This window comes from Geminocystis sp. NIES-3708 (genome assembly GCF_001548095.1).
Taxonomy (GTDB): Bacteria; Cyanobacteriota; Cyanobacteriia; order Cyanobacteriales; family Cyanobacteriaceae; genus Geminocystis.
The window spans coordinates 1,531,023-1,553,696 of the sequence record NZ_AP014815.1; the positions used below are offsets into that span (position 1 = coordinate 1,531,023).

22 protein-coding genes are annotated in these 22,674 nt (G+C 31.4%); 13 read left to right on the plus strand and 9 right to left on the minus strand.

Going from position 1 to position 22,674, the window contains the following annotated elements; all coding sequences use genetic code 11:
- Positions 1 to 476: 476 nt before the first annotated feature.
- On the minus strand, positions 477 to 1,529 hold the full coding sequence (locus GM3708_RS06640) for a mechanosensitive ion channel family protein (protein ID WP_066345052.1): 1,053 nt from the start codon (positions 1,527 to 1,529) through the stop codon (positions 477 to 479).
- 145 nt (positions 1,530 to 1,674) lie between these two features.
- Between GM3708_RS06640 and GM3708_RS06645 the strand changes: the two genes are divergently transcribed.
- From GM3708_RS06645 to GM3708_RS06655, 3 genes are all read left to right on the plus strand, one after another.
- Positions 1,675 to 2,082 carry a DUF1824 family protein gene (locus tag GM3708_RS06645; protein ID WP_066345053.1) on the plus strand — a complete coding sequence of 136 codons (408 nt, stop codon included), beginning with the start codon at positions 1,675 to 1,677 and terminating at the stop codon, positions 2,080 to 2,082.
- Positions 2,083 to 2,097: 15 nt separating this feature from the next.
- A complete protein-coding gene (locus GM3708_RS06650) occupies positions 2,098 to 2,553 on the plus strand; it encodes a CopD family protein (RefSeq protein ID WP_066345054.1) in 456 nt (151 codons plus the stop codon).
- A gap of 500 nt (positions 2,554 to 3,053) precedes the next feature.
- Positions 3,054 to 5,129 (plus strand): M3 family metallopeptidase, encoded by a 2,076-nt coding sequence (locus GM3708_RS06655; protein WP_066345056.1) that lies wholly within the window; start codon positions 3,054 to 3,056, stop codon positions 5,127 to 5,129.
- A 265-nt stretch (positions 5,130 to 5,394) separates the two neighbouring features.
- On the opposite strand, the gene GM3708_RS06660 is transcribed toward GM3708_RS06655, so the two are convergent.
- The gene (locus GM3708_RS06660; RefSeq protein ID WP_066345058.1) at positions 5,395 to 6,975 is read right to left on the minus strand and encodes a glycosyltransferase family 39 protein; all 1,581 of its coding nucleotides are present in this window, start codon (positions 6,973 to 6,975) and stop codon (positions 5,395 to 5,397) included.
- Between the two features lie 190 nt (positions 6,976 to 7,165).
- On the opposite strand from GM3708_RS06660, the gene GM3708_RS06665 reads away from it, so the two are divergent.
- Entirely contained in the window at positions 7,166 to 7,405 is a 240-nt protein-coding gene (locus GM3708_RS06665; protein ID WP_066345060.1) for a hypothetical protein, read from the plus strand.
- Positions 7,406 to 7,473: 68 nt separating this feature from the next.
- On the opposite strand, the gene GM3708_RS06670 is transcribed toward GM3708_RS06665, so the two are convergent.
- Positions 7,474 to 7,920, minus strand: coding sequence for a DUF3531 family protein (locus GM3708_RS06670; protein WP_066345062.1), 447 nt, complete (start codon positions 7,918 to 7,920; stop codon positions 7,474 to 7,476).
- 44 nt (positions 7,921 to 7,964) lie between these two features.
- Here GM3708_RS06670 and GM3708_RS06675 point away from each other — a divergent pair, with 44 nt between their 5' ends.
- On the plus strand, positions 7,965 to 8,627 hold the full coding sequence (locus tag GM3708_RS06675) for a ComF family protein (protein WP_066345067.1): 663 nt from the start codon (positions 7,965 to 7,967) through the stop codon (positions 8,625 to 8,627).
- 111 nt (positions 8,628 to 8,738) lie between these two features.
- Here the strand turns inward: GM3708_RS06675 and GM3708_RS06680 are convergent, their stop codons facing one another.
- Positions 8,739 to 8,906, minus strand: a complete 168-nt coding sequence (locus tag GM3708_RS06680; protein ID WP_066345069.1) for an NblA/ycf18 family protein — start codon at positions 8,904 to 8,906, stop codon at positions 8,739 to 8,741.
- Positions 8,907 to 9,245: 339 nt separating this feature from the next.
- Here GM3708_RS06680 and GM3708_RS06685 point away from each other — a divergent pair, with 339 nt between their 5' ends.
- Complete coding sequence (locus GM3708_RS06685) at positions 9,246 to 10,019, plus strand: RNA polymerase sigma factor SigF (protein ID WP_066345071.1); 774 nt, start codon at positions 9,246 to 9,248, stop codon at positions 10,017 to 10,019.
- Positions 10,020 to 10,055: 36 nt separating this feature from the next.
- Here the strand turns inward: GM3708_RS06685 and GM3708_RS06690 are convergent, their stop codons facing one another.
- Positions 10,056 to 11,489: a GAF domain-containing protein gene (locus GM3708_RS06690; protein ID WP_066345072.1), complete on the minus strand. Its 1,434-nt coding sequence runs from the start codon at positions 11,487 to 11,489 to the stop codon at positions 10,056 to 10,058.
- An 874-nt stretch (positions 11,490 to 12,363) separates the two neighbouring features.
- On the opposite strand from GM3708_RS06690, the gene chlP reads away from it, so the two are divergent.
- The gene (gene chlP / locus GM3708_RS06695) at positions 12,364 to 13,587 is read left to right on the plus strand and encodes a geranylgeranyl reductase (RefSeq protein WP_066345074.1); all 1,224 of its coding nucleotides are present in this window, start codon (positions 12,364 to 12,366) and stop codon (positions 13,585 to 13,587) included.
- 41 nt (positions 13,588 to 13,628) lie between these two features.
- On the opposite strand, the gene GM3708_RS06700 is transcribed toward chlP, so the two are convergent.
- Complete coding sequence (locus GM3708_RS06700; RefSeq protein ID WP_144439289.1) at positions 13,629 to 13,985, minus strand: hypothetical protein; 357 nt, start codon at positions 13,983 to 13,985, stop codon at positions 13,629 to 13,631.
- A gap of 143 nt (positions 13,986 to 14,128) precedes the next feature.
- On the opposite strand from GM3708_RS06700, the gene GM3708_RS06705 reads away from it, so the two are divergent.
- From GM3708_RS06705 to rimO, 3 genes are all read left to right on the plus strand, one after another.
- On the plus strand, positions 14,129 to 14,527 hold the full coding sequence (locus GM3708_RS06705) for a thioesterase family protein (protein ID WP_066345077.1): 399 nt from the start codon (positions 14,129 to 14,131) through the stop codon (positions 14,525 to 14,527).
- A gap of 74 nt (positions 14,528 to 14,601) precedes the next feature.
- A complete protein-coding gene (locus GM3708_RS06710; RefSeq protein ID WP_066345079.1) occupies positions 14,602 to 15,597 on the plus strand; it encodes an L-lactate dehydrogenase in 996 nt (331 codons plus the stop codon).
- 121 nt (positions 15,598 to 15,718) lie between these two features.
- Positions 15,719 to 17,053, plus strand: a complete 1,335-nt coding sequence (rimO, locus tag GM3708_RS06715; protein WP_066345081.1) for a 30S ribosomal protein S12 methylthiotransferase RimO — start codon at positions 15,719 to 15,721, stop codon at positions 17,051 to 17,053.
- A 266-nt stretch (positions 17,054 to 17,319) separates the two neighbouring features.
- Here rimO and pheA read toward each other — a convergent pair whose 3' ends face one another.
- Both pheA and miaB read right to left on the minus strand, forming a co-directional pair.
- Positions 17,320 to 18,186, minus strand: a complete 867-nt coding sequence (pheA, locus tag GM3708_RS06720; RefSeq protein ID WP_066345083.1) for a prephenate dehydratase — start codon at positions 18,184 to 18,186, stop codon at positions 17,320 to 17,322.
- Positions 18,187 to 18,250: 64 nt separating this feature from the next.
- Entirely contained in the window at positions 18,251 to 19,606 is a 1,356-nt protein-coding gene (gene miaB, locus GM3708_RS06725) for a tRNA (N6-isopentenyl adenosine(37)-C2)-methylthiotransferase MiaB (protein WP_066345086.1), read from the minus strand.
- A 294-nt stretch (positions 19,607 to 19,900) separates the two neighbouring features.
- Between miaB and GM3708_RS06730 the strand changes: the two genes are divergently transcribed.
- Positions 19,901 to 20,302, plus strand: coding sequence for a hypothetical protein (locus GM3708_RS06730; protein ID WP_066345087.1), 402 nt, complete (start codon positions 19,901 to 19,903; stop codon positions 20,300 to 20,302).
- Between the two features lie 61 nt (positions 20,303 to 20,363).
- Here GM3708_RS06730 and psbD read toward each other — a convergent pair whose 3' ends face one another.
- Positions 20,364 to 21,419: a photosystem II D2 protein (photosystem q(a) protein) gene (gene psbD / locus GM3708_RS06735; protein ID WP_066345088.1), complete on the minus strand. Its 1,056-nt coding sequence runs from the start codon at positions 21,417 to 21,419 to the stop codon at positions 20,364 to 20,366.
- Between the two features lie 247 nt (positions 21,420 to 21,666).
- Here psbD and GM3708_RS06740 point away from each other — a divergent pair, with 247 nt between their 5' ends.
- Positions 21,667 to 21,939 (plus strand): hypothetical protein, encoded by a 273-nt coding sequence (locus GM3708_RS06740; protein ID WP_066345089.1) that lies wholly within the window; start codon positions 21,667 to 21,669, stop codon positions 21,937 to 21,939.
- 50 nt (positions 21,940 to 21,989) lie between these two features.
- Complete coding sequence (locus GM3708_RS06745) at positions 21,990 to 22,655, plus strand: energy-coupling factor ABC transporter ATP-binding protein (RefSeq protein WP_066345090.1); 666 nt, start codon at positions 21,990 to 21,992, stop codon at positions 22,653 to 22,655.
- The last annotated feature ends 19 nt before the right edge of the window (positions 22,656 to 22,674 follow it).

The following is a 22,674-nucleotide window of genomic DNA, read 5'->3' on the forward strand; positions in this document are numbered from 1 at the left end:
TTCATAAAATTTATCTCGATATAACCGAGATTTAACTATTAGAACTTCTTTAAGTTTTTTAAGAAGTTTTGTCAGTAAAATCTTCAGATATTGTAATGAATTTCACAGAAAATGGCATCCAGAAGCGGTACTTTTTTATTATCAAAGGGCTCAGGTCTGCAATAGTACATAGATTTTGATGGATTATTAATCTTCCCTGACCTCTAGGTTAGCAAACCTTTTGGATTTTGGGGAGAATATTTGAAAAATTTGGTAGAATTTGTCATGAAAATTTAATCAAAATAGAATTTCATTAAGACAAATCAATGATTGAGAAAGATTACCTCCATAAAATTACTGAGTGATTAGATTATTTGTCCATAAATATAAATTTTAGTTATATATTTAAAATTGTGCCACAATAATATAAATATTTCCACTGTATTTTTTATGAACCTTATTTTTATCAACAAAATAATTAGGAAATTAATTTTTACTTAATCATCTATTGACTTGTTTATTTTTAAGTATGGATTAACTAGAGGATAAGCTAAAGTGATATTTTCTTGTTGGTAGATTTTATAAATTTTTTTGATAAATTCATGAGTAATTAATAGTCTATCTAAATACTCATGAATTTTTAAATAAACAGTTAAATTAATACCATAATAATCAAAATTATCATATCTCAAAAAAGGTTCAAATTCTTTGCATCCACCATCAATATTTTCTAAAATTTGTTTAGCTATCTGTAATGTTATTTGTTCTACTTTTTCCAAATCACTATCATAATTGATCACTATTTTTATTGGCAACAACATCCACGAATTTTCTAGGGTATAATTTTTAAAACTAGCATCAATAATTTGTCGATTAGGAATAACAATAATATTATTGAAAATGTCTTTGATAAGGGTATATTTTAATTCTACATCGATTACATATCCTTCTTCTCCGCTCTTAAATTCAATATAATCCCTTGGGCGAATTTTCCCAGAAACGATAATATTTACACCCGAAATTAAGTTGCTTAAAGTATTTTGAAAAGCTAAACCTATAGATAAACTACCAACGCCAAAAGCAGTAATTAATGCAGTAATTTGAATACCAATAGATTGAATAATAATTAAAAATCCAATACTGAAAATAATAACTTTAGTTAAATATTCAAATAATGAAGTTAAAGATACTGTTGTTTTCGATTTTTTACTATAAACATGAATAGCACTAACAGCTAAACGAGATGCTAAAATCGTAGCCATAAATAAGGCAATAACGATAATTATTTTTTGTAGTAAAATATTTAGGGGTGTAGGTAAATTGAGACTAGGTAAAATTAAGGCAATTGTACCTACAATAAACCAAATAAAAATTACACCCTCAAAAGATCTTAAAATAACAGAATATTTAGCTAACAAATCATTATTATCTAGTTTTTTCCTAAATTTTTTAAGCCTATTTTCTATTAAAAAACCGAGTAAAATACCAAAAATAATAATAAAAATAGGAGTTAGAGTTTGAATAATTATAGAACTATTAGATAACCACATTCTCAAAAATATTTCAATAGAAAATTAATTATTGATATTTTATCTTAATTTAATATCAATAATCTAAAAAAATAATAAAAATTAAATTAATCTATAGTGTATAATAAATTTCTTAACTTAATTGATAATTTAATATAAGATATTTATGGACAAAAAAATAGTTGAAGCTATAACGATACTAAAACAATATAGCGATATAAAATTAAAAGTTATTAATTCTGAGGAAGAAAAACAAATATTACAATCTGCTTTAAAATTAATCGTTAGTGTATCTGATGATCAAAATTTTGGGATTTGTGCTTCAACAAATATAGAAGCATTTGCAGCTTTAAAAAGCTATTTAAAAGCTTTAGGATATAATGATCAAGAGATAACAACAGACTTTTCTTTAGAAAATAAATCAGTTTACCTCAAATTTAGTACTCAAAAAAAATCTTATAATTTAAGTGATTATCAAGGAGATTATCGAGGAGTTTTAATTACTATTTTTTCAGATTTCAATGATGAAATTATGGGAACTTATGGACATTTCCCCTTAGATTTATTTAGTTAAATTAATCAAATTATAATGATATATCAACAATTATTGCCAATATTTTTAACTATTCATGTTTTGGGTGCTACGGTTTGGACGGGAGAGCATTTGATTCTAACTTTAGCATATTTACCAAAGGCTTTAAAAGAAAAAAATATAGATATTATTCATCAATTTGAGGATAAGTTTGAACCAATAGGATTAACTGCTTTAGTTATACAAATTATCACAGGTTTATGGTTGGGACATTTTTATATTCCTTTATGGCAAGATTGGCTAAATTATAATGAACCAATTACGAAAAATATATTAATTAAATTAGGTTTATTACTTATTAGTTTAATTTTAAGTATTGATGCTCGTTTTCGGATTATTCCTAACTTAAACCAAGATAATTTTCTGGATTTAATTATTCATATTTTAGCTGTAACAACTTTATCTATTCTATTTGTTATTTTTGGTATAACTATTAGATTTGGTGGTATTTAATCTTAAAGTATTTATATTGAATTATAATTTTTAATTATCACCAAAACACCAACCAACAAAAATGATAATTAATATTAGCAATGTTATAATTAGTACATTTCCCAAAGGATAAAAAAAATTAAATAAAAAGAAATTAATAGTAATCGTTGATAGCTTAACTAAAAAAAATATAAAAATAACAGCAAAAGTTAAAATAATCACAATTAAGATAAGTTTAGTAAATTTTATTAGGCAAAATACTATTAATATCGATTATTTTATCAATAATATTTTTGTTTTTTATTTTGAAATAATTGTTGATAACGAAAAATAGGTTCAATACATCAATCTTAAATTATTTCTCAATCATTTAAAGATTAAAAAATAAATCTGTAAATTTTAATCATACCCGAAAGTTTATAGCCAATAGTTAATATCTCTAAAAATCTCACAACTTACATGGGATTGCTATATATAATATAAAAATATAATCCTTAAAAAAATATTCAAAAATACCAACAATGATAAATAAAAATAATCCTCTTTTAATTGGTGAAGGATTACCACCATTTCAAGATATTAAACCAGAGCATATTATACCTGCTATTCAAGAATTATTAACGGAATTAGAAGTGAGTTTAAGTTCATTAGAAGCTAATTTTCAACCTACATGGCAAGATTTAGTTGTACCTTTGAATCACTTAGAAGATAGATTAAAGTGGAGTTGGGGAATTATCGGGCATCTTATGGGAGTTAAGAATAGTCCCGAACTGCGTACGGCTTACGAAACAGTACAACCTGATTTAGTCCAATTTAGCAATAAATTAAGTCAAAGTAGGGCTTTATACGAAGGATTTAGGAAAATTAGAGATAGTCAACAGTGGAATGATTTTGAATCCGCACAAAAAAGAATCATAGAATCTGCTATCAAAGATGCACAATTGTCAGGGGTTGCGTTAGAAGGAGAAAAAAAAGAGCGTTTTAATCAAATTCAGTTACAATTAGCCGAATTATCGACAAAATTCTCAAATAATATCCTAGATTCTACTAAAAATTTTAAATTACGTCTAACTAATCCTGAAGAAATAGACGGTTTACCAGCTAGTTTACTAAGTTTATCGGCACAAACTGCTAGAAGTGAAGGAGAAGAAAATGCTACTCCTGAAAATGGTCCTTGGATGATAACCTTAGATTATCCTAGCTATGTACCTTTTCTAAAATTCAGTAAAAGAGAGGATTTAAGAGAAAAAGTTTATCGGGCGTTTATTAGTCGTGCAGGAAGTGGAGAATTTGATAATAATCCTTTAATTATTCAAATTTTGACTTTAAAACAAGAATTAGCCGAAATTTTAGGTTATTCTAACTATGCACAAGTGAGTCTTGCTAAAAAAATGGCGGATAGTGTCGAAACGGTAGAAAAATTATTAGAAGAGTTACGAGTTGTTAGTTATTCGGCGGCACAAAAAGAGTTAACGGAATTAAAAGAATTTGCAGAGATTGATGACTTAAATCCTTGGGATGTGAGTTATTGGGCAGAAAAACAAAGAGAAACTAAGTTTAACTTTACTGAAGAAGAATTACGCCCTTATTTTTCCTTAAATCAAGTTTTAGAAGGTTTATTTGCATTAGCAAAACGAATTTTTGGAATTACTATTACCCCAGCCGATGGAGAAGCACCAGTTTGGCATGAGGATGTAAAATATTTTCAAGTCACCAATGAAAATCAGCAAATTATTGCCCATTTTTATCTTGATGCCTATTCACGCCCATCAGAAAAAAGAGGCGGCGCATGGATGGATGATTGTTTAGGTAGAGCAAAATTTGAGCAAAATGGTAAGATTATCACCCGTCTTCCTGTGGCTTATCTTACTTGTAATCAAACGCCTCCTATCGATGGTAAGCCTAGTTTGATGACTTTTAGTGAAGTTGAGACTTTATTCCATGAATTTGGACATGGTTTACAACATATGTTAACGATAATTGATTATTCTGGGGCATCAGGAATTAATAACGTGGAATGGGATGCCGTGGAATTACCAAGTCAGTTTATGGAAAATTGGTGCTTAGAAAAAAATACTCTTTTTGGTATGGCAAAACACTATGAGACGGGAGAAACTTTACCCTATCATTACTATGAAAAATTATTGGCTTCTAAAAATTATATGAGTGGCTCTATGATGTTGCGTCAACTACATTTTAGTTTCCTTGATTTAGAGTTACATTCTCGTTATAACCCAACTAATGGTGAAACTCCCCATCAAGTGCGAGAACGTATATCTGAAACTACTACAGTTATGAAACCATTGCCTGAAGATCAATTTTTATGTAGTTTTGGGCATATTTTTGCGGGTGGTTATTCTGCTGGTTATTATAGTTACAAATGGGCTGAAGTGCTTAGTGCAGATGCTTTTTCAGCTTTTGAAGAAGTTGGTTTAGAAGATGAAAAAGCGATTGCTAAAGTTGGCAAACATTTTCGTGATACTGTTTTGGCATTAGGGGGTAGTTTATCACCTATGGAAATATTCAAACAATTTAGAGGAAGACAACCAAATACTCAACCTTTATTAAGACATAGCGGATTGTTAGCAAGTTATTAGGTAATGAGACATTTGTCATTAAAAATAAAAAGAATCTCTCAGGAGTGAATGGTATTTGCCCAATAAAATCTGAGTTTGAGATAAAAAAGAGGTGATTACTAACTTGGAAGACTCCGCAGACAGGAAGATTATATTTTTTGTGAGTTAATAAAATTCTCTCAAAGATGCACAAATATTGGTAATTTTTTTTACTATTCAACTTTTCTTCTTGTCTTCTTCCTCTCCTGTGTTTCTGCTTCAAACCTCAATCTAAATGCGCTTCAGTTTAACTGACTTTTGGTATAATCATTAAATCTTTCCCTTGATATATATAAAACGTTTCTGTTATCTCACCTGATCTTTTTAAAGAAATTTGAGTAATCTTTTGCCAATGTGTAAAATATTGACTGAATTTGTCTTCTTCCTCAATGAAACGCTTAGATGTCATATATAACCCTGTTTTTCCTTTTAAATTCTCTAACGGATACCAATAATTAAATCCTCGACTATCATCACAAAAACACACTAAGGGTATATTTGTTAAAGAATTAATTGCCATACCAATGTAACCACCAAGATAGTATTGATTAGTAAAAATAAAGTCACTGGATTTTAAGGCTTCGGTAAATGCACGAGAATCTGTCAATTGATGTCTAAATTGTACAATATCAATTAATTCTGTAGAAGGATCATTTTGAGGAGAAATTAAACCAGAAAAAAAGATATTTTGATTAGGTTTTTGAAATAATCCTAAATTAAAATGTAATAACATAATGAAAATAATGGTGTTAATCATCAAAAAAGAAAGATATAACCAACGCTTAACGCTTCTTGGAAAGTATTTAAGCCATTGTTCGACAAAATTTCCTAAAATTAAAGTTAAACCCCAAAATCCGGGCATAGACCATGTTGGTAATATTTGAGTAACTGCACCTAGTAAAGTAAATCCAATAGTTAACGGTAAAGAAATCCAGAGAATTAGTTGATAGCGATAGTTAGATTGAATAGTTATTTCATTCCAAAGACTTTTAAAACTTACCCACCAAAGAGGAAAACCAAAACTAGGAAATAAGTAACCAATGCTGACTAATGCCACAAGAATTATATTTAGGGGATTTATAATTAGTAATGAAGAATTCTGAGATTGAAAACGCCCTGATAATTGAAATCCAAAAGAAACCCAATCATGTTGCCAATTCCAATATAAAAGCGGAAATAAAGTTAAGATAAATAAAACTGTAGCGATATATAACCAATAGGATGTAAAAACTCGGCGATAAGGGGAATTAAAAAGACAAAATCCTACTAATCCTAATCCTAAAATAAAGCCATGATATTTTGATAAACAAGCTAAACCAACACAAATTGCTATCAAAATGAGACGATAACTAGGTTGATAATTCAACAAATTTTCAGAGGCAAAAAATTCATAATAACAGCATAATAAAGTTAATGTCCAAAAAAATATTAATGGTACATCAGGTAAAGTTAAAACTCCAAAAGCAACAGTAAAAATAGGAATAATTGAAGCAATAATTAAAGTTAATAATCCACTTTGATAGTTAAATAATTTTTTACCTGTTAAATAAAGAAAATAAAGACTAGCAGTAAAAATAATTAATGTGCCAATTCTGATGGTAAATTGATTAACCTCTCCTGTTAACCATACTCCTAAACCAGTGGTTAAAGAAACTAAAAGAGGATGATCAAAATAACTCCAATCTAAATTTTGACTATAAATATAATAATAGGCTTCATCATATCCCGGATATAAATAAATAGCGATAATTGTACGTATAATTAAACCTAAAAAAATAATATTTATAACAGGATAAGAGAAGATTGATAGTTTTGTTATTTTTGTCATTTATTCTACTCATTCACTTATATTTTACTGTTTCATGTAAATCATTTTACTTTTCCCAAAACTTATGGAATTTTATAATGTTATTTTAAACTTAAAATAAAAGTGATAACTAAAGTGTTAAAATAACAAATAAAATGTTCATTAATAACACTTAATTTTTTAATATAGATTTAGTTTTAATATCTCCTTTATGAAAGAAAACTTATTAACTTGGTTAGATCGTTTTTTAGTCGCTGATGTATTTTTAGTCATCATCGGTTTTGTTTGGTTTATCATCGCATTAATCCTCAAATCATTAGATGTTTCCCTACCATGGGAAATATGGTATCAACTATGGCAACCTGTATTTAATCCAGCAATAGATATTTTATTTATAGGTGCTTTGTTAAGTTGGATAATCAAGAAAATTGGACAAAAATTGAATACCTGAAGATTGATGAAATAAATTGACAATTTTTGATAAGTTAAAAATATCAAAAAGCAGAATATTTTATCAATTTATTCTTCTAAAAAATTAGAATTTTTATCTTTATCTATTGTCCAATCTTCATTTTCTCCCCCAATAATTAACTGACTAATGCCCACATATTCGTTAGCTAATTCTCTCAAAGCATTAATTAATATATCTAAACTAATTAAATCACTTGTGCCTAAATCAAACCAACACCTACCCCAATTTCCTAAAAATTCAAATTCTCCCATATTATGCATCGGAGACATCATGGAATTATCTGCTAAATCTTCATCATATTCCATATAACTAATATCAATCCCTAATTCTTGTATTTGTAGATTTTCGGCATTAAATCCTCCTAATTTGCCTAAATAAAACCATGAGTTAAATAATTCTTCTACATATTGTTTTTCCATTTCTGACGGCACATGATCAAATTCTAACCAAATCCATACATCAAAAGGATTAAATTCTCTAAATTTTATCTGCATTTTTTTATTTCTTGAATTCTAAGAATAATTAACAATATTTATTTATGTTGAACAATTTTTTATCTTTGTTTCTTAAATCTAATTGCCCTCTTTGTCAGCGTAATGCTGATAATATTATTTGCCAATATTGTGAGCAAAAATTACTCTCTTGTCAACTTACCAATTATAAACAATTTGGTCAATCCGATTTTCTTTTATTTGCTTGGGGTAAATATGATAGTTATTTAAAACGGGCGATCGCCGCCTTAAAATATGATAAAAATAAAGCCATAGGAGAATTATTAGGCAACTGGCTAGGAGAAGCATGGTTACAATCAGGGAATAAAAAAAAATATCCTCAACTAATGGTAATTCCCATTCCTTTACATGAGGATAAATTAAAAACCAGAGGTTTTAACCAAGCAGAATTAATAGCCAATGGTTTTTGTCAGGTTACAGGCTATCCTTTGCAAAGAAAATTATTAATGAGAATAAAAAATACTGAAGCAATGTTTGGTTTAAATCCTCAACAAAGACAGAAAAATATTAGTCAAGCCTTTTGTTTAGGAAAAGATTACACAAAAATAAATAAATATAACAAAATTCTCATTATTGATGATATTTATACCACTGGAATAACTGTAAATGAAGCGATACAAGTATTAAACAAAGTAAAGTTAAAAACAATAGGTGTAGCAACCGTTTCAGTGACAAAAAATGAATCATAGACGTTGCCGAGACGAAAAAGCATAAAAAATAAAATTTATTTCAAAATTAACAAAAAATCTTGTTGCAAAGAAAACAACCAGAATCTTTACTCTACGGCAACGTCACAAAGTTTAAGCATTTCTCAGTAATTGTTTCATTAGGTTATCTTTAACCATCATTTGACGAAATACTTCGATGAGATACTCTTGTGCTTGTTCATGACTCAACTTTTGAACTTGATCTTTTAATACCTCTAGCTTGAATTCTTGTTCAAGACTAAGTTTTGCTGATGTTTCCATAAATTTCACTCCTCAATTGGTAAGTTAGATAATAAGCTAACATATGGATATTAAAACTGCAACTTTGTCAAGAATTCTGTTTAAATTGTTACTTTTTTTAATAAAACATCATTGAATTTGTTCATATTTTATATTTGATAGGAAGATAAAATATCAGTATAAATAGGGAATTAAAAAGAAACTAAACATAAAAATACAGTAAATACCCCATTGTTTTACTTCAAATAGATGAAATATAATAATTAAATACATAAAAATAAAATTTTGTGGAAATATTTCTTAAAGGAATAGTTTAATTAAATTATCTATCTTCTAATCGTCAAATACGAATCTAAGATTATGTCCCATAAAACTGCTTCAGAATACAAAATTGAAAACGAAAAACTATTTATTCTTTATCAAACAAATCAAGATCTAAAAATTCGGAATCAAATTTTAGAGCTAAACTTAGGCTTAGTTAGAAAAGAAGTCTGTCATTGGATAAATCAGTGTCAAGAAAATTATGACGACTTATTGCAAGTAGGATGTATCGGTTTAATTCGTGCCATTGAAAGATTTAATCCCGAAAAAGGTTTTGCTTTTAGCTCCTTTGCGATACCTTATATTAAAGGAGAAATTCAACACTATCTCAGAGATAAAGGAGATTCTATTCGTATTCCTCGTCGTTGCTTAGAATTAAAGCATCAATCAAATCGTATTGTTATAAATTTAAGAAATAAACTTAACCGTCAACCCACTGACAGAGAAATTGCTCAAGAATTAGGGGTATCTTTAACAGAATGGCATGAGGTAAAATTAGCTCATCAAAATAGAGATCTTATCAGCCTAGATACTACCAATAATCAAGAAGATGATAAAAATAGTTTGGTGGACTGTTTACCTGATAATCAATATCATAGTTTTCAATTAGTACAAGAAGATAAAATCCGATTAAATAACGCTTTATGTCAGTTAGAAGATAGCACTCGTAAAGTATTAGAATTCGTTTTTTTACAGGATTTAACCCAAAAAGAAACCGCCGAAAAATTGGGCATTAGCGTTATTACTGTTTCTCGACGAGTGAAAAAAGGTATTGCTAAAATGAGAGGTTTAGTTAACCCCGAAGAATTTTAATAAATTAAATCACTTTTCATTCATTTATATTGATTATTAGTTAGGAATAGGAATAGAAATTACAAAACGATAGGTTGATTCCGTTGAGCCTTGTAAAGATATATTACCTTTTTGAAGACTAGCTAAATAAGCACTAAATAATAAACAAACTAAATCATAATCATAGTTGTTATATTGATTTAATTCTTGGTTAATTTCATCTTTTTTATCTAAAATTTGTGCGAGATTTGTGTTATTTTTTAAAGCCTCTTCATAACTGCTAATTTTTTCAAAAGAAATACCATCTCCTAACCATGGATGAGTTACCCAACAATTGATTTTAAGAATATGTAACCTTTGTGATATGTGTATTTGTATTTCTCCCCCCGCTCTCGAACCTTCAATAATGGTAATAAGAAGATAATATAGAGTTTTCTTGACTTTTTCCCTGTCTAAATTCCAAATTTTTTCCCCTGGTTCGATAGATAATCTTAATGTATGTTCACGACTACGGGCAACACTTTCTAAACTTTTAATAACTTGTGTGCCTAAATTTTCCAAATCAACAGGTACAAATTCGAGGTTAACTTCAGTTTTGATACTAGCTAATTTTGTTACTTCATCTACTAAAGTAATCATCTCTTTGCCACTATCATGAATAATCTCTAAATATTCTAATTGTTTAGGATTAAGTTTCCCATAAATTTCTTGTTTTAAAACACTAGACATTCCAATCACAGAAGTTAAAGGAATCGATAGTTTTTGAGTTAATTTATTTAATAATTGAAAACTTAATCTTCGGATATATTGCTCAGAATCTTTATAATTATTTTTTGTTTCTTGAACAATTAAATTAGATGAACTTTGATCCTTTAAATTGTTTGTTAATATATCTTTATTAAGTTCTTCAATGTTATCAATTAAATCAGAAGTTATTTCTTTTTTTGTAATTAATTGATTTTTTTCATATTCTGCTATACACCAACGAGCAGTAATAGTGAGAAAATTAATATCAGCCGTAGAAAACTGACGAGGTTTTGTATCTATTATCTCTAAACAACCGATACACAAACCGTTAGAGTTAAAGATAGGTACACCCAAATAAGCAATAATTCCATAATGTTGAGTTAGAATACTTTGTTTAAAAAAAATATCATCTAAAGCATTTTCAATAACTAAAGAATTACCACTATCAATAACATGAGTAGCAAAGGCATTGTTTCGATGAATTTTTCTAGTTTTAGCTATATCATTCATCAACCCTAATTTAGATAAACCAAAGGCTGACTTAAGTTGATATTCTTCTTCTAATAAAATACCTAAACAACAAATGGATATACCTAAAGAATTAGCGGCAGTTTGAGTCGCTTCATCAAAAACGGGAATAGTTTTTTCTGGTATTAAATTAAGATTTTTAATAGCCAAAATTCGGTTACTTTCTTTAAGGGTAACTGATTCTTTGTTCCAAATGCAAAATAAAGGTTTTGTCATCCTATCAATGGGGTTTAAGGGGTAAACAAAATTTTAGGTGAGAAGCAAAAAATGTTAGTTTTAAAGTAACAAATAAATTTATCAGTGAATAAAAAATATTCATCTAAGTAATAAGTACGGACTAATTTAAAATTTTAGATAAAGAGTCAAAATTCAAAGATCTTTATTCTCTTTTTTCTCACCTTCTTTTCATTTAGGTTCAAACACTTAATATTATACTTAGATCTTGCACTAAGAATAATATTGACTCAAAGTATATTAGAATTAATTCGATTTACGCTTTAAATTTTATCATCAAATACTTTTTCATCAAAAAATCGTGGGTCTGAAACCCTGCCCTTTAGGGCATTAATTTGATAATATAAATATTGTGCCACAAAGACCTTAAAACGGTAGGTGAGACTCCTAGTGGTGGGACACCTGTTGAAAAGATGAGTTACAGAAATGGTACTCGGTGCAATGCACTACAGACTCAGCCCCTACAAGCAAAGACGTTAAGCGAGTGAAAAGCACAACCCTGAAAGTAAACTGAAAGCAAAAGCTAACAGTGTAGTGGCGATTGACTCCGCCTTGTGGACTGCTGTTGTGTTAGTACTACGGTACGGCAATGTGGTTGTTACGAGCAATAACTGACATTTTCGGTTATCTCCTCTAAAGAATCCTCGTGGCTTTAGCCCGATGGAGTGTCAATAACCTCGCTCTATCATATCCATAGATTTTTATCAAAGAGTATTACGAAATATTGCTAACTTTGTTAAGGACTGTTGCAAAACTCTAGAAAAATTTTTATCGATGTCCATTTTATTTTAAATTTCTATGTATATGCAATTTATAATCAAATAACTGATTTAAAAGATTTTTAGGAGAAAAAACCGTGACAATTCGGGTAGCAGTAGTGGGTGGAGGTCCTGCAGGTTCTTCAGCAGCAGAAGTTTTAGCTTCATCAGGAATTGAAACTTATATTTTTGAAAGAAAGTTAGATAATGCTAAACCTTGTGGTGGTGCAATTCCTCTTTGTATGGTGAGTGAGTTTGATTTACCGCCCGAAATTATTGATCGTCGAGTCCGTAAAATGAAAATGATTTCACCCTCGAATATTGAAGTCAATATCGGTCAAACTCTCAAAGATGATGAATATATTGGAATGTGTCGTCGAGAAGTTTTAGACGGTTTTATGCGCGAACGTGCCGCTAAATTGGGTGCTAATTTGATTAATGGTACTGTTTATCAACTAGATATTCCTAACAACGATAAAGAAGCTTATACCCTGCACTATGCAGATCATTCTAATGGCACTGCCCAAGGGGAAATGAAAACTCTGAAAGTAGATCTAGTTATTGGTGCTGATGGTGCTAACTCTCGTATTGCTAAAGCCATTGATGCTGGTGATTATAACTATGCCATCGCTTTTCAAGAAAGAATTAGGTTGCCTGAAGATAAGATGGCGTACTATGAAGACTTAGCGGAAATGTACGTTGGTAATGATGTTTCTCCAGACTTTTATGCGTGGGTATTCCCTAAATATGATCATGTTGCCGTTGGCACTGGTACAATGAAAGTCAATAAAGCAATGATCAAAGACTTACAAGCAGGAATCCGTCAAAGGGCGGCTAAACGCTTAGAAGGTGGCGAAATCATTAAAGTAGAAGCACATCCTATTCCTGAACATCCTCGTCCTCGTCGTGTAGTTGGTAGAGTTGCTTTAGTCGGTGATGCGGCGGGTACAGTTACTAAGTCTTCAGGGGAAGGCATTTATTTTGCGGCTAAATCTGCGAGAATGTGTGCAGAAGTGATCGTGGAAACCAGTAATAATGGTCAAAAAGTTCCTAGTGAAGCAGACTTAAAAACCTATCTCAAACGTTGGGATAAACAATACGGCACAACTTACTTAGTATTAGATATTTTACAAAGGGTTTTCTATCGCAGTGATGCCACCCGTGAAGCATTTGTAGAAATGTGTGCGGATATTGACGTGCAAAAAATCACTTTTGATAGCTACTTATATAAAACCGTTGTACCTGCTAACCCATTAGTACAAATGAAGATTACAGCTAAAACCATTGGCAGTCTTTTAAGAGGTAACGCCTTAGCACCGTAGTTAATACATATTATATACATGGGCAATGCCCACTGTAAAAGTTAAAAATTCACAAGGGGAATCGTACCACTTCCCGTAGTCGGTACGTCCCCTTTGTTAGTGTTTATAGAATCTATATTTGATGATTTTGGATTAGAAGGATTGCTAATTAAAGAATCGATAAATTCGTTACCTGTACTAAATTTATTTTCAGGTTTATTATCTCTCTCTAAAGTTATATTTAATTTTGGAGTTTTGTCTTTACTTAGATTTTCTTCTATATTTCTCGAATCAAGCCCTTGTAAAGAATCACCTGTAATACTTACATCTTCTATTTGCTGATTTTGTGCCTTAACCTCTGAAAAATTACAACATAGGGTCATGATGACTGTCAGAATAATAATTTGATTGTTATACATAATATTTTCTTTTTATTAACTGCTATTCTTTTTTATCATAATCAAAATATCATAAATAAATATAGATAGTTTAAGAATTGTTAATGATTATAGTTAATAATCCTATAAAAAAAGATTGATTAATATAATGAAATCATAAAATTATGACTAAATTTAAGTATCAAAGAAAAATTTTTTTTGCTGACACTGACGCCGCAGGTGTGGTATATTTTGCGAACTTGTTATCTATTTGTCATGAAGCCTATGAAGAATTTTTAACTAATTTTTATATTAATTTACAAGATTTTTTTAGCAGTAATATAATTGCTATTCCTATTATTCACGCTGAAATAGACTTTTTTAAACCTATTTTTTGTGGTGATTTAATTATCATCAATCTTAACATAAAATTAATTAATAATAAAGTTTTTGAAATCAGCTATAAAATTTATAAAGATGATATTTTAATTGCTACTGCTTTAACTCGACATATTTGCATAAATCCACAAACTAGAAAAACTCAAGAAATTCCAGTTATTATCAAAGATAATTTGTCAATTTAATTAAAAATTAACCTTTTATTAAAAATTTTTTGTTTATACTGAAATGGTTAAAACTAAAAAAAATATCATTAAATATGTTTGAAAAGATTTTAATTCCGAATCCCTGTTCTGAAAAACCTTCTTCTATCCGTCCCCGTAAAGGAGTTATTATTGGTTTAGGGCAAGTTGGCTTAGCCTGTGCCTATTCTCTCCTGATACAAAATTGTTTTGATGAATTAGTTTTACAGGATATAGATGCAGATAAGCTAGAAGGAGAAGTAATGGATTTGTCTCATGGCATTTCATTTCTACCGCCAACAGATTTAAAATCAGGTACTGTTGCAGATGTAGGACAAAATGCCGATATAGTAATTATTACCGCCGGTGTTGCTCAAAGACAAGGAGAAAGTCGTTTAAGTTTGTTAGAACGCAATTTTGCTATATATAAAGATATTCTAAAAGATGTAGTTAAATATTGTCCTGATTCTATTATTTTAGTCGTGAGTAATCCTGTTGATATTCTCACTTACGCCACTTTGAAAATAACTGGTTTTCCTTCTTCAAGAGTTATCGGTTCTGGTACTGTATTAGACAGTGCTCGTTTTCGTTCATTAATTGCCCAAGAAATGGGTATCGATGCTCGTAGTGTTCATGCTTATATTATTGGTGAACATGGAGATAGTAAAGTACCTGTCTGGAGTACAGCTAATATTGGCGGAATGAAACTTGTGCCTGATGGTTGGGAAAACTTAGCACAAGATGAACAAAATAAGTTATCTGATATTTTCTACAATGTCAAAAATGCCGCTTACGAGATTATTCAACGAAAAGGCTATACATCCTATGCTATTGGTTTGGCAACCACTGATATTGTCAAAGCAATTTTAAATTCTCAAGAACGAATTTTAACCGTTAGTGGTTTTATGAGTGGCTTCTATGGCATTGAAGATGTTTGTTTAAGTATTCCTAGGGTTGTTAATGAAAGAGGTATTTTAAAAACTGTTAATCTAACTCTCAACGAGGAAGAAGAAAAACTATTACAAAAATCAGCAGAAATTTTGAAAGATGTTTTTAGGCAAGTAAAACTTTAATTATCTAGGAATCATTTTCCCACCACCGTTGAAAAATTTATGTCATCAGTGACTAAATCTGTTATTATTGTTAAGCTATTCATCAAATAAAAGTTGTAGAAAAGTTACATCATCTTTAAATATGGGCAATAAGCCAACCATCGCCGTTTCTCACTTAGGATGCGAAAAAAATAGAATCGATTCTGAACATATGCTAGGGTTACTAGCCCAATCAGGTTATCCCATCGATAATACCGAAGAGTTAGCCGATTATGTGATTGTAAATACCTGTAGCTTCATTGAGTCTGCTCGTCAAGAATCCGTTAGAACTTTAGTCGAATTAGCAGAAAACCAGAAAAAAATCATCATCTCTGGTTGTATGGCACAGCATTTTCAAGAAGAGTTATTAGCAGAATTGCCCGAAGCCGTGGCGATCGTTGGTACAGGTGACTACCAAAATATTGTCGATGTCATTAAAAGAGTCGAAGCAGGAGAAAGAGTCAAAGCCGTTTCAGCACAACCAACTTTTATCGCCGATGAAAATATTCCCCGCTATCGTACCACAACTGAAGGAGTTGCTTACCTTCGAGTTGCAGAAGGTTGCGATTATCGTTGTGCTTTTTGCATTATTCCTCATTTACGGGGTAATCAACGATCAAGAACTATTGAATCTATCGTCGCAGAAGCACAACAACTAGCAGAACAAGGAGTAAAAGAACTAATCTTAATCTCTCAGATTACTACTAATTATGGTGTTGATTTATATGGTGAACCTAAATTAGCAGAGTTGCTCAGGGCTTTAGGTAAGGTTGATATTCCTTGGATTCGCATTCATTATGCCTACCCCACAGGGTTAACGGATAAAGTAATCGAAGCGATGAGAGAAACTCATAATATTTTGCCTTATTTAGATTTACCTTTACAACATTCTCACCCTGACATTTTAAAGAGCATGAATCGCCCTTGGCAGGGAAAAGTTAATGATGAAATTATCAACAGGATTAAACTGGCTTTACCAAATGCAGTAATGCGTACAACTTTTATTGTGGGTTTTCCTGGAGAAACAGAGGAGCATTTTGAACATTTATTACAATTTGTGAAAAGACACGAATTCGATCATGTCGGAGTGTTTACTTTTTCTCCCGAAGAAGGCACAAAAGCCTATGATTTAGAGAATCAAGTATCTGATGACATCAAAGAAGATCGCCGTAATCGTTTAATGGAGTTACAACAACCCATCGCCGCTCGAAAAAATCAGACTGAAGTAGGTAAAGTTGTATCTGTGTTAATCGAACAAGAAAATCCTAGTACTGGTGAATTAATTGGTCGTTCCTCTCGTTTTGCCCCAGAAGTTGATGGTTTAGTCTATGTAACAGGAGAAGCTATTTTAGGTTCGATCATGCCTGTGAGAATTACATCGGCTGATATTTATGATCTTTACGGTGAAATTGAGATAGGGAAGGATGCTAGAGGCTAAATTTGAGGGGAAAATATATAGCAATTATTACAATTAAGAGTTCAGACATCTCCCCTATGATAGAAGAAAGAGTAAAAGAAATAATGGCAAGAGCACATGAAGAAATAGATTACTCTAACACACTCGAATCAGATGGAGAATGATTTCAAACTGATGAATTAGTTGATTATTCTTCAAAATTCAAAAAAACTGAAGTAATTAAATCTAAAAGTTAAAGTGAAATTATAATCAACATCTCATCCCACAAAAATACTCTTAAGAATGTTTCAAGAAATATTATTCAACTGTTGATGATCGATGTTGAGAATGTCATAATTACCAAAAACCTTTAAGACTTTAGTTAAAGAAGATAATTCTTGTAAAGCTGACTTGATAGGTGTTTGGGTTGTATCTCCTTGTAAATCAACAAAAAATAAGTATTCTCCTAAAGAACGTTTTGTAGGTCTTGATTCTATTTTCGTTAAATTAATTTCTTTATCCGCAAAAATTTGTAAAGGTTTAACTAATACACCTGGAAGATTTGCTTCAAAAGCAAAGGCTAAAGATACGTTATTACCATGATCATGAGGTTCTTTACTGATAACCCAAAAACGAGTACAGTTGTCAGCATAATCGTTTAGATTAGACACTTTGATAGGTAAATCATATAATTGGGCAGCTCGTAAAGAGGAAATAGCTCCAGCCGTTGGTTCTTGATTAAGATGATGCAAGGCTTCTGTGGTGGAATTGGTGGGAATTAATTGTGCTTGAGGTAAATTTTTCTCTAGCCATTTCTGGCATTGGGCTAAGGCTTGAGGATGAGAATAAACAGTTTTAATACCTTCTAGCGATCGCCCTCTCGATAGTAAATTATGTATGATTGGAATAGTTAAGCCTAGTTGAATATGTAGCCCTTCCAGTTCCCAAAGAGTATCAAGAGTAATTGCTACTGTACCTTCTATAGAATTCTCAACGGGCACAACAGCAATATCAGCATCACCTTTTGCCAACGTTCGCAAAGTTTGAGAAATACTAACTATTGGTACTAACTCAGATTGTATAAGTTTTTTTTCTTGTAAATATTTACCATAGCAAAGAGTAGCTACTTCTGAATAAGTTCCTTTGGGTCCTAAATAGGCAATAATTTTTGTCATATTTAAACAATTAGCTATCAACTATCAACTATCAACTATCAACTGGCAACTGTCAATCAATAACTTATCTTGTTACTAAGGATAAGGCTTCACCCGTTAAACTAAAAGGACGAACTTCCGTTATTTTCACAGGAATAATTTTGCCCTTCAATTTTTGTATGTCTCCTGCAAAAAAGGTTAATCGATTACCATCGGTTCTACCCATTACCTGAGTGTTATCTTTAGGATTAACATCTTCTACTAAGACTTTTTCCACAAGATTTAAGTATCGTTGAGATCTTTGCGCTGCCTTTACTGATACTAAATGATTTAACCGTTGTAAGCGATCACTTTTTTCTTCTTCACTAATTTGATTATCCCATAATGCGGCGGGAGTATTTGGACGAGGAGAATAAGCAGCGGTATTTAGTTGATCAAAACCAATATCATCCACTAAAGTTAGAGTATTCTGAAATTGTGCTTCAGTTTCTCCCGGAAAACCGACAATGGCATCGGCACTAATAGAAGCATGGGGCATATAATGACGAATTTTAGTAATAATATCCCTATAACGCTCATGGGTATAACCTCGTTTCATAGCCTTAAGAATGTCATTATCTCCCGATTGAAAGGGAATATGAAAATGTTCGCAAACTTTGGGTAATTCGTGACAAGCCTGAATTAATCGCTCTGTAAAATAACGGGGGTGAGAAGTGGCAAAACGAATACGCTCAATGCCTTCCACATCATGAATGTAATAAAGTAAATCCGTAAAAGTATGTAAATTGCGTCCTGTTTCCGTCGTGCCGGGTAAATCTCGCCCATAGGCATCAATATTTTGACCTAATAACGTTACTTCTTTATAACCTTGACGGGCAATCTCTTCAATTTCAGCTTTGATAGATTCAGGGGTGCGAGATTGTTCTACACCTCTTACATTTGGCACAACACAGTAGCTACATCTTTCATTACAACCATAAATAATATTTACCCATGCAGAAATTTCACTTTCACGGCGAGGCTTAGTAATATCTTCATAAATATGTATAGGATCAGTTGCTACAATTTGATTACCAGCAAAAACTTGTTCTAATAAACTATCTAAACGATTAGCGTGTTGTGGTCCCATAACCAAGTCTAATTCAGGCACACGACGTAATAATTTTTCTCCTTCCTGTTGAGCTACACATCCAGCTACAACTAAAGTAAAATCCGCTTCTTGGTGTTTCCGTTTTGCTTGTCTGCCTAAATAAGAATAAACTTTTTGCTCGGCATTATCTCTAATGGTGCAAGTATTATAAACAATAAGATTAGCGTTATTAGGGTCTTCGGTAAATTCAAAACCCATATTTTCTAAAATACCGCCCATGCGTTCAGAGTCTGCTTTATTCATCTGACAACCAAAAGTAACGATATTATAGAGACGTTTTTTATCAGTCATAGTTTATATAAAAATAATCATAAAATTGAGCTTAATCTTCCTAGTATAGAGCAATTATTAATGAATTATTTGGAATAGTTAACTTTTTAGCCATGAATTTAATTAATTTTACCTAAGTATTCATGGGTTTACTTTTATGAAATTTTAGTAAATAAAGCAGTATTTTTCGTTATTTTTTTGACGATGAATTATGAGTATTTATCCCCATCAAAATGGGTGTTTATGTCATGGTTTCAAAATGTATTAAAAGTTAAGATCAAGATATAGATAGGATAAGTAAAGAGAGGTGAGACGATGAAAACTTTAAAAATAGTTGTCTCAATTATCAGTTTAACTTCAGCATTCTCATTAATCCCTACAGGAATAGCATCTGCTCAAGTATCAATGTCTGGTGGTTTTATGGAAACAAGAATCGATCAAAGTTCTATTTCTGCTTCCGTGGAATGTATTATTAATCAACCGATAAATAATATGAAAGGCATTCAATTAACAATAGAGCATCTAAACCCTGGCACTACAACATCTAGTATTAGATCATTGACTGTCATGGGTATTACTGAATCTAGTATATCTTCAGACCAATTATCCCCTAATGATATAGGAAATCAAGCCATTAATCCTTTAATAGTTATTAATAATGGTTCTAATCGTAGTTTAGATAGTGAGTATTCATCCGTCAGTGGTGGGTTGGAATAATTTTCAAAAAAAATAGCCCCAGAATCAGGGCTTGGAATTGATATTAAATTTATCTTTTGAATTAGAGAGCGTTACCACGTGGTAATACTTCTTCAGGGAAGACAAATTTTTCGTGGGGTTGATCTTGAGGTGCCATCCATGCACGTAAACCTTCATTCAACAAAATATTTTTGGTGTAGAAAGTTTCAAATTCAGGATCTTCCGCCGCTCTTAATTCTTGAGAGACGAAGTCATAAGCACGGAGGTTAAAAGCTAAACCAACGATACCAATGGAACTCATCCACAAACCAGTAACAGGTACAAACAACATGAAGAAGTGTAACCAACGTTTGTTGGAGAATGCGATACCAAAAATTTGAGACCAGAAACGGTTAGCTGTTACCATGGAGTAGGTTTCTTCAGCTTGGGTAGGTTCAAACGCGCGGAAAGTGTTTGCCTGTTCACCATCTTGGAATAAGGTGTTTTCTACCGTTGCACCATGAATAGCACAAAGTAATGCACCACCTAAAATTCCTGCCACACCCATCATATGGAAGGGGTTGAGTGTCCAGTTATGAAATCCTTGTAAGAACAAGATAAAGCGGAAAATTCCTGCTACTCCAAAAGAAGGAGCAAAAAACCAGCTAGATTGTCCGAGGGGATACATTAAGAAAACACTTACAAATACAGCAATAGGACCAGAGAAAGCGATGGCATTATAAGGACGAATCCCTACAAGACGAGAAATCTCAAATTGACGCAACATGAAGCCAATTAAAGCAAAAGCTCCGTGTAATGCGACGAAAGGCCACAAACCACCGATTTGAAACCAGCGAGTTAAACTGCCTTGAGCTTCAGGACCCCACAAAAACAGTAAGGAGTGTCCAAAAACATCAGCAGGAGACGAGACAGCTACAGTTAAGAAGTTAGCACCTTCAAGGTAGGAACTAGCTAAACCATGGGTGTACCAAGAAGTAACGAAGGTAGTACCAGTTAACCAACCACCTAATGCTAAATAAGCACAAGGGAATAGTAGGATACCAGACCAACCAACAAAGACAAATCTATCTCTTTTGAGCCAGTCATCAAGGGTATCAAATAACCCTCTTTCCGGCACACGTCCGACTGCAATGGTCATAAAATAAACTCCGAATGAATATAATTACTAAAACGTTATTTTTGAAGTTTTTTCTCGGTCTCAACTTCTAATTATGATGTTTTTCTGAGAAATATTTACTTTTCTTAACGTTAACTTATAGTAACATTTTATGGGAAGATTGCAATATTTGACAACTAAATTGTTAAAAAATCCTTAAAAATATTAAAATTAGTTAAGTTTATCCCTTTTTCCTGTAACTTAAAGTAATTAAAATTTAAGAACAATTATGTTTACCATTGATTTATTAGTTAGATACATTCCCGTACCCTTATCCGTCGAAAAAAAAGAAGAGTCTGAAGCACAAGCTCTTTATAACAGTATTTTAGAAATAATAAAAAGTGAAGAAGTACAAATTATTCAATTAACCTGTGATAAACAGATTGATAAAAAAATTGCCGTGTTAAGTAATCAAGTGACAGGAGTTGTAATTTCTCAGAAAGATGCTGTCAATGCAGGTGGGAAAGCACCCGGATTTTTTGCTGCTTTAACGGAAAAATAGACAACAGAGTTGTAAGTAATAAGTAATAAGTTTTTTTATCATTCACCACCTTGAAGAAATCTGAATTTGCGATCGTTGTTGAGAATTTGAGTTTTGGTTGGAATCCTCAAACTAATATTTTAAACTCATGTAATCTCCATGTCCCAAAAGGACAGTTTTGGATGTTGTTAGGTAATAATGGCTGTGGAAAGTCAACTCTTTTGAGATTATTAGCTGGTTTATTAATTCCTGATAGTGGTACAGTAAAAACCGAGCCTCCTTTAGGATTTGTATTTCAAAATCCAGATCATCAATTAGTGATGCCCACTGTTGCGGCAGATATAGCTTTCGGATTGGTAGAGGAAAAACTAAACCTATCCCAAGTCAAATTAAGGGTACAAGAAGCATTAACAGCGGTTAATCTTTTGGAATTAGAACGTCGTCCCATTTACGCTTTAAGCGGTGGGCAAAAACAACGTATTGCCATTGCCGGTGCTATTGCTCGTCATTGTCAAGTATTATTATTAGATGAACCGACTGCATTATTAGATCCCGATACTCAAATAGAATTAGTCGCCTTAGTACAAAAATTGGTCAAAGAAAGAGGAATGACTGCATTATGGGTAACTCATCGTTTAGAAGAATTAAACTATGCTGATGGTTATTTTTTATTAAAACAAGGAGAAGTCGTAAGTCAGGGTAATCCACAAGAACTATTTGAAAAGATGTGGCAATAAATACACCGAAGATCTTAAA